Below are 19,803 nucleotides of genomic sequence, written 5' to 3' on the forward strand. Positions count from 1 at the left end.
ACAGCAGTTCCAAATGCAGTAACAGCAGTAACAGTTGGAAATGTAACCGCAAACGACACCTTAAACGGAACAGCAGTTACAGCATCAAACACAGATGTAACGCCGATTACAACAGGTCCTTTAAGTATTGATGCGGACGGAGTCCTGACTCTTGCGCCAAATACAGTATCAGGCACCTATAAAATTACTTACGAATTATGCGAAACGGGCGCAAACCCTGCAAACTGTGATACGGCAGAAGCGACAGTTGTGGTTAAACGAACTCTGGATGCAAAAGATGATTCTTCATTTACAGCAGTTCCAAATGCAGTAACAGCAGTAACAGTTGGAAATGTAACCGCAAACGACACCTTAAACGGAACAGCAGTTACAGCATCAAACACAGATGTAACGCCGATTACAACAGGTCCTTTAAGTATTAATGTGGACGGAGTCCTGACTCTTGCGCCAAATACAGTATCAGGCACCTATAAAATTACTTACGAATTATGCGAAACGGGCGCAAACCCTGCAAACTGTGATACGGCAGAAGCGACAGTTGTGGTTAAAGGAACTCTGGATGCAAAAGATGATTCTTCATTTACAGCAGTTCCAAATGCATTAACGGCAGTAACAGTTGGAAATGTAATTACAAACGACACGCTAAACGCAGCAGCAGTTACAGCATCAAACACAGATGTAACGCCGATTACAACAGGTCCTTTAAGTATTGATGCGGACGGAGTCCTGACTCTTGCGCCAAATACAGTATCAGGCACTTATAAAATTACTTACGAATTATGCGAAACGGGCGCAAACCCTGCAAACTGTGATACAGCAGAAGCGACAGTTGTGGTAAAAGGAACTCTGGATGCAAAAGATGATTCTTCATTTACAGCAGTTCCAAATGCATTAACGACAGTAACAGTTGGAAATGTAACTACAAACGACAAGCTAAACGGAGCAGCAGTTACGGCATCAAACACAGATGTAACAGCAATTACAACAGGTTCGTTAAGTATTGATGCGGACGGAGTCCTGACTCTTGCGCCAAATACTTTATCAGGCACTTATAAAATTACATACCAATTATGCGAGACAGGCGCAAACCCTGCAAATTGCGATACAGCAGAAGCTGCGGTTGTGGTAAAAGGAACTTTGGACGCAAAAGATGATTCTTCATTCACAGCAGTTCCAAATGCATTAACGGCAGTAACAGTTGGAAATGTAACTACAAACGACACGCTAAACGGAACAGCAGTTACGGCATCAAACACAGATGTAACGGCAATTACAACAGGTCCTTTAAGTATTGATGCGGACGGAGTCCTGACTCTTGAGCCAAATACAGTATCAGGCACCTATAAAATTACTTACGAATTATGCGAAACGGGCGCAAACCCTGCAAACTGTGATACAGCAGAAGCGACAGTTGTGGTAAAAGGAACTTTGGATGCAAAAGATGATTCTTCATTCACAGCAGTTCCAAATGCAGTAACAGCAGTAACAGTTGGAAATGTAACCGCAAACGACACCTTAAACGGAACAGCAGTTACAGCATCAAACACAGATGTAACGCCGATTACAACAGGTCCTTTAAGTATTGATGCGGACGGAGTCCTGACTCTTGCGCCAAATACAGTATCAGGCACCTATAAAATTACTTACGAATTATGCGAAACGGGCGCAAACCCTGCAAACTGTGATACAGCAGAAGCGGCGGTTGTGGTAAAAGGAAATATTAAAGCAGTTGTAGACATAATTTCTCCAATTAATGGAAATATTGGTGGAACTACCGCTGCATTGACAGGAAATGATACTTTAAATGGAAATCCAGTTGTAATAGGAACGAATTCTGGTAATATTAGTGTAAATATAGTGGGGACATTACCGACAGGATTGACATTAAATGCAAATGGAACTATTACAGTAAATCCCAACACTCCAAAAGGAGATTACAATGTAGAATATATAATATGTGAAGTTGGTGCGATCCCTGCCAATTGCGATTCTGTGACTATAGTGATACCAGTTACATCAGGTGATCTTGTAGCAAATGAAGATCTTGTGGCTTCAATCGTTGGATCAAATACAGATCAGGCATTGGGTATAAATGTTTTGGATAATGATACTAAAAACGGAGTAAAATTAGATCCTGTAGATGTAATTCTGAAAGTTTCAAAATCAGATCCAAAAGGGTATTTAGTATTGAATCCAGATGGAACATTGACTTTAGGAGCTAACGCCCCAGCAGGAGACTATGAGTTAGAATATACAATCTGCGAGAAATTAAATACTTCAAACTGTAAATCGAATACAGTTAAGGTAACCGCAACTGCTCCAAAAATTGAAGCAGTTGCAGATCCCGTAACTTCAATTAATGGAAATATTGGAGGAACAACAATATCGTTAATTGCTAATGATAAATTAAATGGAAATCCAGTAGCAGCAGGGACATCTTCAGGAGAGATTAAGTTTAATATTATTGGAAAACTTCCTGCAGGATTTACATTAAACCCAGATTATACCATTACTGTTGCGCCAAATACGCCGGCAGCAAATTATAATATAGAATATCGCATCTGCGAAAATACCAATCCGACAAACTGCGATTCAGTAATTTCAGTAGTAATAGTTACAGGAGGAAATCTTATTGCAAATGAAGATCTTGTACCATCTGCAGTTGGAGTTAACGTTCCGCAAACAGTAATAAATGTTTTCAAGAATGATACAAAGGATGGAAACGCTCTTGTACCATCAGATGTAAAACTTACTCCAGGAACAGATCCAAAGGGTTACTTAACATTAGATGAAAATGGAAATGTTATCCTTGCGCCTAATGCACCAGCAGGAGATTATGAGTTGCCATATACAATTTGTGAGAAATTAAATTTAGGTAACTGTAGCTCTAATGTTGTAAAAGTAACGGTAACAGAACCAAAAATGACAGTAACAGCAGACAGCTACTGTGCAAACAACGTTCCTTACGTAAACTATGCAGTTACTCCGGATAATTTTACAACAAGCAATCTATTGACAATTAAATGGATTGATAGTGCAAATAATGTTGTAGCGACTCAATCAAACTTACCATTAAGCGGTACTATTACCTGGCCGGGTGCAGTAGTTGATGGCAGTGGAAATGGAGTAGATTGGCCGGGATGGATTTTAAATAACGAACAGTGGACAGAAGGAACAGACGGCTTTGAACTTACACGAAATGGAGTGAAAATGGAATTTTCATTAAATCCAACCGTTACTGTTTCTGTTGCTTATCCAGCAGCGGTATCAGGTTGTAATGCGCGTCCAACATTCTCAATTAAAGCAAATAATGACGAAGCAGGACCAATTGATGTAAAAAAAGGAATTGATGCTTCACTTAATATTTTTGCAAATGATATTTTAAATGGAGTAAAACCAAATTCTTCTGATGTTATTTTATCAACAGTTGTTGCAAATCCAAATTTGACGCTAAATCCAAACGGTTCAATAGACATTAAGACAAATACGCCAAACGGAATTTATGAATTAACGTATCAAATTTGTGACGCTTCAAATACTTCAAATTGCAGTCAGGCGGTAATTAAAATTACGGTGTTGAATAGTGTGGACCCAGCTCCTCCAACATCAATTCAAATTACTTTAGAAAATGACAATAACAGCAGTGTTGATGGAATTAACGGCGCTATTGAATTTGTGAATGTTTTAGATAATGATTTGATAAACGGACAGCCAATCAATCCTGAAAATGTTTTAGTTAAGCCTTTAACAACTAACACCTATTTTGAATGGAATGCAGATGGAACTGTAAGTGTTAAACCAAACACACCAGGAGGAGATTATGTATTAACGTATCAGGTTTGCGAAAAAGGAAGTACCACAAATTGTGCAACAGCTGTTTTAAATGTTTTTGTTGAAGTTCCAGCTATTGCAGTTGTAAAAACTGCCGTTTTCAACGACGAAAACAAGAGCGGTTTTGCCAATGCAGGAGAAACAATCACGTATAAATTTACGGTAACAAACACAGGAAATGTACCTCTTATAAATGTTATAGTAACAGATCCTTTAACGGGAGTAGTAGTTTCAGGACAATCAATTTCATTGGCTGTGGGTGAATCTAACAACTCTAATTTCAGCGCGGTTTACAAAATAACACAAGAAGACATTAATCGAGGCAGTGTAAGTAACCAAGCATCTGTAAAAGGAAGCAGTGCAAGAGGAGTAAATGTTGAAGATCTTTCAGACGATTCAAGTAATAGTGGAGATAATCCTACTGTCTTAGATTTAAATGGCTGTTCAATTAAAGTCCTTAACGCTTTCTCTCCAAATGGAGACGAGAAGAATTCAAGATTTTATATTCGAGGTATAGAATGCTACCCAGAAAATACCGTTGAAATTTACAATCGCTGGGGAGTTTTGGTTTTCAGTATAGATCATTACGATAATAATGACAGAGTCTTTACAGGATATTCTAACGGGCGTTCTACGGTTAAACAGACAGACGGCCTGCCAGTAGGAACCTATTTCTATATTTTGAAATACAAAGACAGTGCTAATAACCCACACCAAGAATCAAGTTACTTATACATCAATAAATAAAAATAGATTACGGCTTAGTGCATCTAAGCCGTTTAAAGCTTACTAAATGAAAAAGTTAATTTTAATTTTTATGTTTTTTTCGATTGTGTCCAATGCGCAGCAAGACGCGCAGTTTACGCAGTATATGTATAATACAATCGAAATTAATCCGGCGTACGCAGGTTCGAGAGGAGCTTTGAGCGTCTTTGGATTATACCGTACGCAGTGGGTTGGGCTAGATGGTGCGCCAGAAACAAGCACATTTTCTGTAAATACACCTTTAAGTAATAGCGATTTAGGTTTAGGCGTTTCTTTAGTAAATGATAAAATTGGACCAACGACAGAAAATACACTATCGGCAGATTTGTCTTATACTATTCCAACTTCAGAATCATGGAATTTATCTTTCGGAATAAAAGGAACAGCAAATCTTTTTAATCTGGACATCAATAAATTGAGTATGGAAGATCAGGACGATCAGCAGTTTCAGAATTTGAAAAACAGAATATCTCCTAATGTTGGTGCCGGAATTTATTACCATTCAGATCGTGCTTATATCGGATTATCTGTGCCAAATTTTATCGAAACAAATCGTTATGATTCTGATGATACAGCTATTTTCAAAGAAAAAATCAATTATTATTTAATTGCAGGTTATGTATTTAATCTGGATCGTTTAGAATACATCAAATTCAAACCAGCTATAATGACCAAAATGGTCGAAGGAGCACCTTTGCAGGTAGATGTTTCAGGAAATTTTATGTTTAATGATAAATTCGTTTTAGGAGCTGCGTATCGCTGGAGTGCTTCTGTTAGTGCTATGGCAGGATTTCAAGTTACAAAAGGAATGTATATAGGTTATGGTTACGATCATGAAACTACAAGATTGAGAAAATACAATTCTGGATCTCATGAAATTTTCCTAAGATTCGACTTCTTCAATAATTATAATAAAATGATATCTCCAAGATTCTTTTAATGATACCTATGAAAGTTAAAAAATTACTTTTGATCTTTTTGCTGTCAGCTTTTTTTTCAAATGTGAATGCCCAAAATCCATTCACCAATATGAATTTGAAATATGCAGATAAAAAGTACGATGAATACGCTTACGCGGATGCCATAAAAGTGTATGAAAATTTAGTAAACGCCGAGAACAATAATGAAGGAATTATGCAGCGTCTCGCAAATTCTTATTATTTTAATGGAGAGCTTAAAAGCGCATTAAAGTGGTACGAACAATTATTTGCAATAAATCCAAATCAGCAATCAGAATATTTGTACCGTTACGCACAATCTTTAAAATCGGCAGGGAATTATCGTAAATCTGACGAAGTTTTACAAAAGTTTAATGAACAAGCAGTATTAGAAAAAAGAGCCGATTTAATTCGAAGTGATAAAAATTATTTAGAGCTAATAAAAGAAAATTCAGGCCGATTCCAAATTGCCGATGCTGGAGTGAATTCTAATTTTTCAGATTATGGAAGTACGGTTTACAATAATAAAATAGTTTTTACATCTGCGCGCGATACAGGCGGAGTCGTTAAAGCTAATTTTCAATGGACAAACAGATCTTTCTCTCGATTATACACCGCAGTTTTAATGCCCGATGGAAGTGTTGGAAAACCAGAGCTTTTAGTAAAAAGGAAAAAAGACAATTTCAATGAGTCAAGTCCGATTTTTACAAAAGACGGCAGAACGATGTATTTTACCCGAAATAATTTTACGGACGGAAAAAGAAGAAGCAACGATAAAAATGTTACGCTTTTAAAATTATACAAAGCAGAATTAATTGATGACGAATGGAAAAATATTCAAGAACTTCCATTCAACAGCGACCAATATAGTACAGCACATCCAGCTTTAAGTGTGGACGAAAAAACATTGTATTTCGCATCAGATATGCCCGGAACGTTGGGACAGTCAGATCTTTTTAAAGCTGCGATTAACGAAGATGGCACTTTTGGGAAACCAGAAAATTTAGGTCCTGCAATTAATACCGAAGGAAGAGAAACTTTTCCTTTTATTTCTGGAGATAACGAATTGTATTTTGCAACTGACGGTCGACCAGGTTTGGGCGGATTGGATATTTTTGCTGTGCGAATAAAAGCTAACGGAACTTTTGACGAAGTGCTTAATGTTGGCGAGCCTGTAAATAGTAAGCAAGATGATTTTGCTTTTTCTATTGACAGTAAAAACAGAAACGGATTTTTCTCTTCAAATAGAGAAAGCAGTCAAGGTTTAGATGATATTTACCGATTTACCGAAACCAAAAGATTAATCTGCGAACAAAACTTGACAGGAACAGTAACTGATGCAGAATCTAATGAACTGCTTGCCAATACTTCACTTACTTTGTTTAACGATAAATTTGATCCAGTTGGAACAATTTTTACAGATGATAAAGGAAATTATAGTTTTACTGCTGTAAAATGCGGCAGAAAATATACGATTAGAACCTCTAAGAATGATTACAACGCAAAAGAAGTTGCTGTACATATTTCAAAAGATGCCGAAACTACTTTGATGATTGGATTAAATAAAGTTTTCAAACCTTTAGCAGCAAAAACAATCGAAGTTAAAAAAATTGCGATAAGTCCAGTTAAATTGGGATCAATAAGAGTCGGAGCAGATTTAGCAAAATTATTGCATCTTCCAATGAACTTTTTTGATTTGGGTAAAGCAACAATCAAAAAAACATCAGAACCACAATTATTAAAAGTGGTAAATCTTTTAAAGGAATATCCAAATATGAAATTAGATATTCGTTCTCATACCGATAGTCGTTCGTCTTCAGAAAGCAATCAGATTCTTTCAGAAAAAAGAGCACAGTCTACTAAAAACTGGCTTGTTCAAAAAGGAATAGGCGAAGAACGTTTGTCTGCAAAAGGTTATGGCGAAACGCAATTGGTAAACAAATGTGCCGACGGAGTAAAGTGTACCGAAAAAGAACACATGCAAAACAGAAGAAGTGAGTTTATTATTGTGGCAATGTAATTAAAGAAATTCCAATTTTTTGAAATTCTAAATTCCAATTGGCTTGATAAAATAATTGTCAAGAAGTACGAAATCAAAGCCCTTTTCTAAAGTTTAGAAAAGGGCTTTTGTTTATCATTTATAATTTTAGAATCTGCACTTATCATATAATTTATTTCACTTAAAAGCTCAAATTCATCCAAAGGAATCAGTTGTAAAATAGTTTCCAAAATAAGACTCACATTAATGGATTGACTTTTGTTTGTTCCAGAAATTTTATTCGCATCCTGATCCAAAGCTAGAATACATAACTTTAGCATGTCTGTAATAACATACCCCAATTCAGCATAGTTTAGAAATTTAATTTGGGCAACATTCACTTCGGTTTGGTCATTTGATGGTTTTAAAGTTCGGAAATATAAAGAAGTAAGTTTTTTTAGATGATCTAAATTTTTAGTTTCATTCGATTCCATAGTAGATATTTTAATTATGACTAGTTTTGAATTAACATTTTATTGTTCTGATAATTTTTATATACCCTCCAATTTGATTTGTTATTTCTAAGACACCACAATGTTTTTGTAAGTTTTTTTTTATAATTCAAATTTGTTTAAACTTGTAAAAACTTGCAACGACATATATGTCGGGTTATGTTTTTTTATAGTTAAAGTATTTAGTATGAGTAAATATTGACTGAAAAATGTAGAAAATTTAAGTTTAGTCCCAGAGGGACGTAATATTTATAGAGATATTATAATCCCCATAAAAGAAACCCCATCGGGGTGATATGTCGCTCCAAAATCTTTTTTCTATTCAAATATCCCTACGGGATAATATTTGGGTGGGAATTTTTTTTTTCTACCAATGAATAACTCCTAGCGGAGTTTCTAACTATATGTTTACTTTTTTATACAATCCTGATTGATATTTACTTTGCGGCCAATCTATAATTTCTCACAGTGTTTTTTCTACAAAAACTCCGTTAGGAGTTTATCATCGATAGCCTTGAAATGATTTTCGATCCGCATTTTGTCCCTTCGGGACATCTGATATTGTGACAAAAACAATTAATAAATAATTAATTTCATTTTATTTTATTATTCACGTTTAAACAATAAAACAAATCTAATTTTCCTCAGTCCCAGAGGGACGTAATATTTATAGAAATATTATAATCCCCATAAAAGAAACCCCATCGGGGTGATATGTCGCTGCGAGGGAGCTTTATTCCTTGTATTATCTTTTGCTATAAATATTTGGTCCGCTGGAGCATTTTAAAAATCTCTTTTAGTTGTAAAAATTCAATAAAAGTTAAAAAATCTAATTTTCTTCAAAAAATAAATCTAAATCTTTTCTTTCTTTAATGGATAATTTTGAAAATATTAGATTTTATGTATAATGTTTAAAATGAATAAGTTGTGATTTTAAAAAATCGATTTCGCTGCAAATCATGTTTGTTTTTATTATAACTTTATAAACCTAAAAATTTTTCATTATGACTGTAGATCAAATACTTAAAGCAAAAGGAAGAAATGTGTATTCCGTTGTTTCCAATTTAACGGTTTATCAAGCGTTAAAAGTAATGGGAGAAAAAAACATTGGAGCAATCTTAATCATTGACGATAATGATTTAAAAGGAATATTGTCTGAAAGAGATTATGCCCGTAAAATTGTTTTAAAGGATAAATCTTCTAAAGAAACATTTGTTCATGAGATTATGGAAAGTAATGTTTTTACAGTAAAACTTTCTGATAATCTTGAAGATTGTATGGAACTTATGAGCGAAAAAAGAATAAGACACCTGCCTGTATTAGAAGATGGAACAGTGGTTGGAATAATTTCAATCAGCGATGTGGTGAAGGCAATTATAGAAATTCAAAAAGATACCATTAATCATTTGAATTCTTATATTTCTCAATAAAGCACAGCTAAAAGCGATAAAAATTTAAAACGAGTCCAATTTCTATTGGACTTTTTTTATTAATCAAAATCGATTTTAAGAAAAGAAAACGCTAAAAACACGCCATTTTAAAACAAGACTTATATCTTTGTAAGCTAGAATAAAAGCTAAAAATAATGAACAAAGAGAGTAAAAGAAGAGAAGCGTTACTGTACCATTCAGAACCGACTCCAGGAAAAATTCAGGTAGTTCCAACAAAAAAATATGCAACCCAAAGAGACTTATCATTGGCTTATTCGCCAGGAGTTGCAGAACCATGTTTAGCAATTGCAGAAAACATTGATGACGTTTATAAATATACAGCAAAAGGAAATTTAGTAGCTGTAATTTCAAACGGTACAGCTGTTTTAGGTCTAGGAAATATAGGTCCTGAGGCAGGAAAACCTGTAATGGAAGGAAAAGGTTTATTGTTTAAAATATTCTCTGATATCGATGTTTTTGATATCGAAATCAATACCGAAAATGTTGAAGAATTTATTCAAACGGTAAAAAATATTTCTCCAACTTTTGGAGGAATCAATCTTGAAGATATTAAAGCACCAGAATCTTTTGAAATCGAAAGAAGACTGGTAGAAGAATTAAATATTCCGGTAATGCACGACGACCAGCACGGAACAGCAATTATCTCTTCAGCAGCTTTAATCAATGCACTTGAATTAGCAGGAAAAAAAGCAGAAGACGTAAAAGTAGTAGTTTCTGGAGCAGGATCTGCAGCAATTGCATGTACTGATTTGTACGTTTTATTGGGTGTGAAAGTGGAAAATGTTTTAATGTTCAACAGTAAAGGACTTTTAACAAAAGACAATCCTGCACTTTCAGATTTACAATTAAAATACGCTATCGACGGACCAAAAATTTCTTTGGCAGAAGCAGTAAAAGACGCAGATGTTTTCATCGGATTATCGTCAGGAGATATTCTTTCTCCAGAAATGCTGTTGACAATGGCAAAAAGTCCGATCGTTTTTGCAATGGCAAATCCGAATCCGGAAATCGATTATAATTTAGCTGTAGAAACTCGTAAAGATGTTATTATGGCGACAGGACGTTCAGATTTTCCTAACCAGGTAAATAACGTTTTAGGTTTCCCTTATATTTTTAGAGGAGCACTAGACGTTAGAGCGACTAAAATCAACGAAGAAATGAAAATGGCGGCTGTAAAAGCTTTAGCTATTTTGGCAAAAGAACCAGTTCCAGAACAAGTTAACGTAGCTTACGGAGCGACAAAATTAGGTTTCGGACAAGAATATATTATTCCTAAACCATTTGATCCTCGATTGATTACTGTTGTAGCTCCTGCAGTTGCAAAAGCAGCAATGGAATCTGGAGTTGCAAAGAATCCAATTACAGACTGGGCAGCTTATGAAGATAATCTTCGCGAGCGTATGGGGAATGATAATAAAATGGTTCGATTGATTACCAATCGTGCAAAATTAGATCCTAAAAGAATTGTTTTTGCTGAGGCAGACCAGTTAAACGTACTAAAAGCAGCACAAATTGTTTATGAGGACGGAATTGGATTCCCAATTTTGTTAGGAAATAAAGAAGCAATTTTAGAATTAAAAGCAGAATTAGGTTTTGATGTTGATCTGGAAATCATTGATCCTAAAACAGATGAAGAAGCAGAGAGACGTAACAAATTTGCAAATTCTTTCTGGGAAACGAGAGGACGCAGAGGGGTTTCTAAACTAGATGCTGAGAAATTCATGCGCGAAAGAAACTATTTTGCAGCAATGATGGTTAACGAAGGAGAAGCAGATGCAGTAGTGACTGGATACTCTAGAAGTTATCCTTCAGTAGTAAAACCAATGATGCAGTTAATTCCAAAAGCACAAAATGCATCACTTATTGCAACTGCAAACATGATGCTTACGTCTCGCGGGCCAATGTTTTTATCAGACACTGCAATAAATATTAATCCATCTGCACAAGATTTGATTAATATTGCAATTATGACTTCTAAAACAGCAAAAATGTTTGGAGTTGAACCTGTTATTGCAATGGTTTCATTCTCAAACTTTGGTTCTTCAACAAGTGAGAGTGCTTCAAAAGTTAGAGAAGCAGTTGCGTACTTACACAAAAATCATCCTGAAATGATCGTTGATGGAGAAATTCAAGCAGATTTTGCTTTAAATCCAGAAATGTTGCAGGAGAAATTCCCATTCTCTAAATTAGCAGGAAAAAAAGTAAATACATTAATTTTCCCTAATTTAGAATCTGCAAATATCACTTACAAATTATTGAAAGAATTGTATAAAGTGAATTCAATTGGGCCAATCATGATGGGTATGGGTAAACCAGTTCACATTTTCCAATTGGGTGCAAGCGTAGAAGAAATGGTAAATATGGCTGCTATTGCAGTTATTGATGCACAGGAAAAAGAAAATAAAAAAAATAAAATCACACAATAAACGTTCTAATGAGGATTGAGTAAAAATGTCGTATTTTTATGGCATTTTTATTATATTTGATACTAATAAATTATATTTATGATAGCACATTTGCAGGGCAGATTAGTAGAAAAAAATCCTACAGAAGTTGTGATTGATTGTGGAGGTGTTGGTTATCAGGTGAATATATCTTTGCATACCTTCTCATTAATTCCAAATTCTGAAAATATAAAATTGTATACGCATCTTCAAATAAAAGAAGATGCGCATACTTTATATGGGTTTGCCGAAAAATCGGAGCGTGAAATTTTTAGAATGTTACTTTCGGTTTCAGGAATCGGAGCGGGGATCGCAAGAACGATGCTTTCGTCGATAGAACCACGACAAATTATAAACGCCATCGCATCGGGAGATGTGGGTGTAATTCAGTCTATCAAAGGGATAGGGAACAAAACAGCACAAAGGGTTATACTTGATTTAAAGGAAAAAGTGTTAAAGTTGTACGATTTGGATGAAGTTTCAGTAGTCCAAAACAATACAAATAGAGATGAAGCGTTATCTGCTTTGGAAGTTTTAGGTTTTGTTAGAAAAGCTTCTGAAAAAGTAGTAGAAAAGATTGTCAAAGAAGATCCAGAAGCTACAGTGGAAACAATTATCAAAAAAGCTTTAAAAAGCTTATAAAATTCATTCTATATAAAAGAATTCTATGCGTAAAATTTGTATTTTGTTGCTGGTCTTGCTCTGCGGTAATGTTTTGCGTGCGCAGGTAACCCCGGCAACTCAAGATACAACTAAAACTCAGTTTTCAGTTGGTAAAATTGAACTCGAAGATCCTCCGAGTGTTCTTTCAGCTTACAGATATGATCCTATTACAGATCGTTATATTTTTACCAATTCGGTCGACGGTTTCTCAATCAATTACCCTTTAATATTAACTCCAAAAGAATACGAAGATTTAGTCTTAAAAGAATCCAGAAGAGATTATTTTAGGAAAAAATCTGATGCCATTGATGGTAAAAAAGCAGGAAGTGAAGCGGCGAAAAAAGATTTGCTTCCAAGATATTATATCAATTCCAGCTTATTTGAAAGCATTTTTGGAAGTAATACTATTGATGTAAAGCCCACAGGATCAGTTGAAATGGATCTAGGTTTACGTTACACCAAGCAAGACAATCCTTCATTTTCGCCTAGAAACAGATCCAGCCTGACTTTTGATTTTGATCAAAGGATCAGTATGAGTTTAATGGGGAAAATAGGAACTCGTTTGGAAGTAAATGCAAATTACGATACACAGTCAACATTTGCTTTTCAGAATCTCTTTAAATTAGCCTACACACCAACTGAAGATGATATTGTTCAAAAAGTAGAAGTTGGTAATGTTAGTATGCCATTAAACAGTACCTTAATTCGAGGAGCTCAAAGTTTATTTGGTGTTAAGACACAATTGCAATTTGGTAAAACAACTATTACCGGAGTATTCTCAGAGCAGAAGTCTCAGACCAAAAGTATAGTCGCAGAAGGTGGAGGGACAGTTCAGAACTTTGATTTGTTTGCTTTGGACTATGATAATGACCGACATTTCTTCTTGTCTCAATACTTCAGAAATAAATATGATTCGTCTCTAAGAAATTATCCCTTTATTGACAGCCGTGTTCAAATTACAAGATTAGAAGTATGGGTTACCAATAAACAAAATAGAGTAACTACAAATAATAACAACTTAAGAAATATTATTGCACTTCAGGATTTAGGTGAAGGTCAGGTTAGCGGCGTGCCAGATAGTGAGGTTGTCGTGATTACCAATTCAGCAGGATTTTTTAATAATCCGATAGATTCTCCAACAGATAACACAAACAACAAATACGATCCAGCTGCAATAGGTAGAGCGGGAAGTTATTTAAATTCTAATATTAGAGAAATAGTTACTGCAGGTTCTGGATTTAATAATGCAAATATAAGTGAGGCCACCGATTATTCTGTTTTAGAAAACGCTAGAAAATTAACTACAAACGAATATACTTTCAATTCGCAGTTAGGATATATTTCGTTACAGCAGCGTCTGGCAAATGACGAAATTTTAGCCGTTGCTTTTGAATATACAGTAGGAGGTAAAGTTTATCAAGTCGGAGAGTTTGGAAGTGATGGTGTAGATGCAACTGTTGTTACCGGAACAAATAACACCAATCAAGCTATTGTTACGCAGAGTTTGGTTTTGAAAATGCTGAAAAGCAGTTTGACAAACGTTAACAATCCAGTTTGGAACTTGATGATGAAAAACGTGTATCAAATTCCACAAGCATATCAAATCAAGCAGGAAGATTTCAGGCTGAATATTCTTTACACAGATCCTTCGCCTATAAATTATATCGATCCTGTACCAGGAACAACTTTTCCAGCAAATCCTTCGCCAGACGATAGGGTTGAGAAAACTCCGTTATTAAATGTCTTTAATCTGGACCGCTTAAATTACAATAACGATCCACAAAGTGGAGGAGATGGTTTTTTTGATTATGTTCCAGGGGTAACAGTCGATGTGCAAAATGCCCGAATTATTTTTACAACCAAAGAGCCTTTTGGGGAACTTTTGTTTAGAAAATTAAATACAGGAACTGCGGGTGAAAATTATAATGATCCAACGACCTATAATGATAACCAGCGAAAATATGTATTTAGAAATATGTATCGAAGCACACAAGCTGGTGCACTGCAGGATAGTGACAAAAATAAATTCTTATTAAGAGGAAAATACAAATCTTCAGGAAGCAACGGTATTCCTATTGGAGCCTTTAATGTTCCTCAAGGTTCTGTTGTTGTAACTGCGGCCGGAAGAGTTTTAATTGAAGGTATTGATTATAGTGTAGATTATCAATTAGGAAGAGTGCAGATTCTCGATCCTTCGCTTCAGGCTTCTAATACGCCAATTGAAGTTTCTCTAGAAAACAATTCCATTTTTGGACAGCAGACCAGAAGATTTATGGGAGTTAATATCGAACGTAAAATGTCTGAAAACTTTGTTTTAGGAGCGACGTTGTTAAAGATGACAGAACGTCCTTTTACTCAAAAATCAAGTTATGGACAGGAATCTGTAAATAATACTATTTTTGGTTTTAACGGAAATTATTCAACAGAAGTTCCTTTTTTAACAAGATTAGCGAATAAGCTTCCAAATATTGATACAGATGTTCCTTCTAATCTTTCGATTCGTGGTGAAGTGGCGTTTTTAAAACCAGATGCCCCAAAAGCAAGTGATTTTGAAGGAGAAGCTACAATTTATATCGATGACTTTGAAGGTTCTCAGACAACAATAGACATGAGATCTGCTTATGCATGGAGCTTAGCTTCAACACCATTTGTGAACTCAATAAACGACAATACTTTTAACGCCAATTCAAATACTTTAGAATATGGTTATAAACGTGCAAAATTAGCTTGGTACACTATCGATCCAGTTTTTTATGCATCGAAACCTTCTGGGATTTCAAATAACGATTTGTCTTTTAATTCTACCAGAAGAATTTACAGTAGAGAACTTTATCCCAATACCGATATTGCGCAGGGACAAATTCAAGTTGTTAATACATTGGATTTAACCTATTATCCATCAGATAGAGGGCCTTACAATAACAATCCTAATTTTGGAACAAGTAGTCCTACAACCAACTTTGGAGGAATTATGCGCGCGCTTAACTCTACCAATTTTGAGCAGGGAAATGTCGAATATATCCAATTCTGGGTACTTGATCCTTATGTTGGAACAGGAGAATCGCAGCCAAATAATACCGGTAAAATTTATTTCAATTTAGGTGAAGTTTCTGAAGATGTTTTAAAAGACGGAAGAAAACAATATGAAAACGGATTAGGCCCAGATCAGGTTAAGGTAAATCCGCAGCCAATTTGGGGAGATGTTCCGGCGTCTCAATCATTAATTTATGCATTTGATACCAATCCTGAAAACCGTAGAAACCAAGATGTCGGTTTAGATGGACTTCCAAATTCTAGCGAAGGTTCCGTTTATACAAATTACGCAGGTGAAAGTGATCCTGCAGCAGATGATTATACGTATTATTTAAATACAGATGGAGGTGTTTTAGACCGCTATAAAAAATATAATGGAACTGACGGGAACTCCGCAGTAAGTGTAGATGATCCAAATCGTGGTTCTACAACACTTCCAGACGTTGAAGATATTAACCGTGACAATACCATGAGTACAATCAATGCGTATTATGAATACAGTATTGATTTAAGACCAGGAATGCAGGTTGGTGAAAATTACATCACAGATGTTAGAGAAGTTAGTAATGTAGAACTTCCAAACGGATCTACAACTAATGCGAGATGGATACAATTTAAAATTCCAGTTTCGCAGCCTCAAAATACAATTGGAAATATTACAGACTTTAGATCAATTCGTTTCATGCGTATGTTTATGACTGGATTTAATGATCAAATGACTGTTCGTTTCGGAGCGTTAGATTTAGTTAGAGGAGAGTGGAGAAGATATACAGGAACGCTTGACGCTAATGATACAAATCCAGAAAACGACGGAACTGAATTTGATGTTGCAGCAGTTAATATTCAAGAAAACAGTACGAAGTGTCCTGTAAATTATGTTATTCCTCCAGGAGTTCAAAGAGAGCAATTGTATAATAACAATACAATTATTAACCAAAATGAGCAGTCTCTAGCATTGCGAATTGGAGGTTCAGGATTAGAATATCAAGATTCAAGAGCAGTTTTCAAAAATGTAAGTGTTGATATGCGTCAATACAAAAAGTTGAAAATGTTTCTTCACGCAGAATCACTTCCAAATGAAAGTCCGCTGGAAGATGATGAAATGATAGGATTTATTCGTTTTGGTAACGATTTTACACAGAACTTTTATCAGATCGAAATTCCATTAAAGGTAACAAGTTCGGGAGGATCGTGTTCGATAAGTCCAGATCAGGTTTGGATGGACGAAAATAATATTGATGTGGCTCTGTCATTGTTGACAAGAATGAAAATATTAGCCATGAAGATTGATCCTAACGATGCTAGAAGAGATGTAAATGGTATTTATTATCCCGATAGGGATCCGTCTGTTGAAGGAGGTGACCAAGATGGTAAATTGACATTAGGTATTAAAGGAAATCCGAATTTTGGTTTAGTTCGAAATTTAATGGTCGGTGTAAAAAGTGCAGCAGATCATAAAGATATTAAAGGAGAAGTTTGGTTTAACGAGCTTCGTATGTCTGATTTGGAAAACAAAGGGGGTATGGCGGCATTGTTGAATGTTGATACCAATATGGCTGACTTTGCAACTTTATCAGCTTCGGGTAAAAAGAGTACAATTGGTTTCGGTTCTCTAGAACAGGGAGCTAATGAAAGAGATCGTGAAGATATTCAGCAGTATAATATTGTAACCAATTTAAACTTAGGAAAATTACTTCCTCAGAAGTGGGGTATCAACCTGCCATTCAACTATGCGATTGGAGAAGAAGTTATTACTCCAGAATATGATCCGTTTAATCAGGATATTAAATTAGATCAATTAATTAGAGAGACTACAGATCCAGCAGAAAAAGAAAATATCAGAACGCGTGCAGTAGATTATACTAAACGTAAAAGTATCAACTTTATTGGGGTAAGAAAAGACAGAGCACCAGAACAGAAGCCTCATGTTTATGATGTAGAAAACTTTACATTTTCTCAATCGTATAATCAAGTAGAAAGACATGATTATGAAGTGGAAAATTATGAGGACGAACAATCTAATACGGCGATAAATTATGCTTACACGTTTCAGCCAAAAGAAGTAGTTCCTTTCAAGAAGACTAAATTCATGAAAACCAGTGAATATTGGAAACTTTTAAGCGATTTTAATATTAATTATCTTCCTTCGAATGTTTCTTTCAATACCAATATAATAAGACAAAGCAATCGCCAGCAGTTTAGACAAGTTGATTTGGAGGAAGGCAGTATTGGTCTTGATCCACTTTATAGAAGAAACTTTGCATTTAACTACCAATATGGTTTCGGATTTAATTTGACCAAATCATTAAAGTTAAATTATACGGCATCGTCTAATAATATCGTGAGAAACTTTTTAAATGATGATAATTCACCAAAAGAAGATTTTAACATCTGGGACGATTATTTTGATATTGGTACACCAAACCAGCACTTACAGCAATTGGTTTTAAACTATGACATTCCAATTAATAAAATTCCAATTTTTAGTTTTGTAAAAGCGAGTTATTCTTATACAGCCGATTATAATTGGCAGAGATCTTCGACGGCTTTTTCTCAATATGAAGATGCAAATGGGGATTCATGGGATTTAGGAAATACAATTCAGAATGCGAATTCAAATACTTTAACGACAACATTAAATATGAACATGTTGTATAAGTATTTAGGATTAACTCCAGGTGCAAAAAAAGCAGCGAAAACAAAACCAATGGCACCGCCAAAACCAGGAGAAAAGATTGTTAATACGGCTAAACCAACTGTAAGCAGTAGTCCTTTTTATGATGGTTTAATCGGCGTTTTGACAAGTGTTAAAAACATTCAGATTAATTATACTAAAAACAGCGGAACTGTTCTTCCGGGATACATTCCAGGAGTTGGTTTCTTTGGTACATCAAAACCTTCTTTAGGATTTGTGTTTGGTAGTCAGGATGATGTACGATATGAAGCTGCTAAAAATGGCTGGCTGACCAATTATCAGGATTTTAATCAAAATTTTACGCAGGTAAGTAATAAACTTTTGAAAGTTACTGCCAATGTAGATTTGTTTCCTGATCTAAAAATTGATTTAAATATGGATCGCGCTTACTCTGAAAATTCATCAGAACAATATAGTGTAGATCCTGCTACAAATCAATATATGCCTTTATCACCATACACTTACGGAATGTTTTCTATTTCCACAGTTTTGATAAAAACATCTTTTTCTACGAGTACAGAAACAGAATCGGCTGCGTTTGATGATTTTAGAAGTAATCGTTTGGTTATTGCGAACCGTTTGGCCGAAGAGCGTTATGGGGCGGGGGCAGCAATTCCAAGATATGGAGATGCAAACAATCCTATTCCTGCTGAAACAGATCCGAATTATAAAATTTTTGTGGCAAACGAAGGCTACCCGATTGGTTTTTCAAAAAGTAATCAGGCGGTTTTACTGCCATCTTTCATGGCTGCTTATACAGGAGCAAACGCTTCAAGCAGTTCGACAGATATATTTAGAAGTTTTCCTATTCCAAACTGGACTGTAAAATATAATGGTTTGATGCGTTACAAATATTTTAAAGATCATTTCAAACGTTTCTCTTTACAGCACAATTATAGAGCTTCGTATACCATTAGTCAGTTTAGATCAAATTTTGATTATTTAGAAACACCAAACGGACAGGATGTAAATACGAACTTCTACAATAAAACAATTATGTCAAACGTCAACTTAGTAGAGCAGTTTAGTCCGCTTATTCGTGTTGATTTCGAATTGAAGAGTTCACTTCGTTTATTAACAGAAATTAAAAAAGATCGTGCCCTGTCTATGAGTTTTGATAATAATTTGTTGACAGAAGTTAAAGGTGTAGAATACGTTGTGGGATTAGGATATCGTTTTAAAGATGTAATTTTCTCTTCAAGATTAGCAGATAATCCGACGGGAATTATTAAAAGTGATATCAATATAAAAGCAGATTTTTCATTTAGAAATAATGAAACTCTGGTTAGATATTTAGATTACGATAACAATCAATTGGCAGCAGGACAAAATATTTGGACTTTAAAGTTAACTGCTGATTATGCTTTCAGTAAAAACTTGACAGCAATATTTTATTATGATCATTCGTTCTCGAAAGCAGTTATTTCAACTTCATTTCCTTTAACGAACATCAGATCAGGTTTCACACTTCGTTATAATTTTGGAAATTAATT

Annotated in this window: 8 protein-coding genes; 7 read left to right on the top strand and 1 reads right to left on the bottom strand. The window is 35.0% G+C overall.

The features are described 5' to 3' along the window. From BSF42_RS11995 to BSF42_RS12005, 3 genes are all read left to right on the top strand, one after another. Window positions 1-4,578: gliding motility-associated C-terminal domain-containing protein (locus BSF42_RS11995; RefSeq protein ID WP_141248453.1), on the top strand; the 4,578-nt coding region annotated here is incomplete at its 5' end. A 46-nt stretch (window positions 4,579-4,624) separates the two neighbouring features. Continuing rightward, complete coding sequence (locus tag BSF42_RS12000) at window positions 4,625-5,536, top strand: type IX secretion system membrane protein PorP/SprF (protein ID WP_095953341.1); 912 nt, start codon at window positions 4,625-4,627, stop codon at window positions 5,534-5,536. Window positions 5,537-5,544: 8 nt separating this feature from the next. Then, window positions 5,545-7,554 carry an OmpA family protein gene (locus BSF42_RS12005; RefSeq protein ID WP_095953342.1) on the top strand — a complete coding sequence of 670 codons (2,010 nt, stop codon included), beginning with the start codon at window positions 5,545-5,547 and terminating at the stop codon, window positions 7,552-7,554. 86 nt (window positions 7,555-7,640) lie between these two features. Here BSF42_RS12005 and BSF42_RS12010 read toward each other — a convergent pair whose 3' ends face one another. Beyond that, on the bottom strand, window positions 7,641-8,006 hold the full coding sequence (locus BSF42_RS12010) for a hypothetical protein (protein WP_095953343.1): 366 nt from the start codon (window positions 8,004-8,006) through the stop codon (window positions 7,641-7,643). A gap of 1,022 nt (window positions 8,007-9,028) precedes the next feature. On the opposite strand from BSF42_RS12010, the gene BSF42_RS12015 reads away from it, so the two are divergent. The 4 genes from BSF42_RS12015 (at window position 9,029) to sprA (ending at window position 19,801) form a co-directional block, all read left to right on the top strand. After that, complete coding sequence (locus BSF42_RS12015; RefSeq protein WP_095953344.1) at window positions 9,029-9,454, top strand: CBS domain-containing protein; 426 nt, start codon at window positions 9,029-9,031, stop codon at window positions 9,452-9,454. A 155-nt stretch (window positions 9,455-9,609) separates the two neighbouring features. After that, a complete protein-coding gene (locus BSF42_RS12020; RefSeq protein ID WP_095953345.1) occupies window positions 9,610-11,901 on the top strand; it encodes an NADP-dependent malic enzyme in 2,292 nt (763 codons plus the stop codon). A 78-nt stretch (window positions 11,902-11,979) separates the two neighbouring features. Next, window positions 11,980-12,561 (top strand): Holliday junction branch migration protein RuvA, encoded by a 582-nt coding sequence (gene ruvA / locus BSF42_RS12025; RefSeq protein ID WP_095953346.1) that lies wholly within the window; start codon window positions 11,980-11,982, stop codon window positions 12,559-12,561. Window positions 12,562-12,586: 25 nt separating this feature from the next. Further along, window positions 12,587-19,801: a cell surface protein SprA gene (gene sprA / locus BSF42_RS12030; protein ID WP_095953347.1), complete on the top strand. Its 7,215-nt coding sequence runs from the start codon at window positions 12,587-12,589 to the stop codon at window positions 19,799-19,801. Window positions 19,802-19,803 lie beyond the last annotated feature (2 nt).

This window comes from Flavobacterium sp. ACN6 (assembly GCF_002304005.1).
GTDB lineage: Bacteria > Bacteroidota > Bacteroidia > Flavobacteriales > Flavobacteriaceae > Flavobacterium.

What these genes read in the sequence shown, in the direction of transcription:
- ruvA (WP_095953346.1), top strand. Translation starts at nt 11,980, where the DNA reads ATGATAGCACATTTGCAGGGCAGATTAGTAGAAAAAAATCCTACAGAA.
- BSF42_RS12005 (WP_095953342.1), top strand. Translation starts at nt 5,545, where the DNA reads ATGAAAGTTAAAAAATTACTTTTGATCTTTTTGCTGTCAGCTTTTTTT.
- BSF42_RS12000 (WP_095953341.1), top strand. Translation starts at nt 4,625, where the DNA reads ATGAAAAAGTTAATTTTAATTTTTATGTTTTTTTCGATTGTGTCCAAT.
- BSF42_RS12010 (WP_095953343.1), bottom strand. Translation starts at nt 8,006, where the DNA reads ATGGAATCGAATGAAACTAAAAATTTAGATCATCTAAAAAAACTTACT.
- sprA (WP_095953347.1), top strand. Translation starts at nt 12,587, where the DNA reads ATGCGTAAAATTTGTATTTTGTTGCTGGTCTTGCTCTGCGGTAATGTT.
- BSF42_RS12020 (WP_095953345.1), top strand. Translation starts at nt 9,610, where the DNA reads ATGAACAAAGAGAGTAAAAGAAGAGAAGCGTTACTGTACCATTCAGAA.
- BSF42_RS12015 (WP_095953344.1), top strand. Translation starts at nt 9,029, where the DNA reads ATGACTGTAGATCAAATACTTAAAGCAAAAGGAAGAAATGTGTATTCC.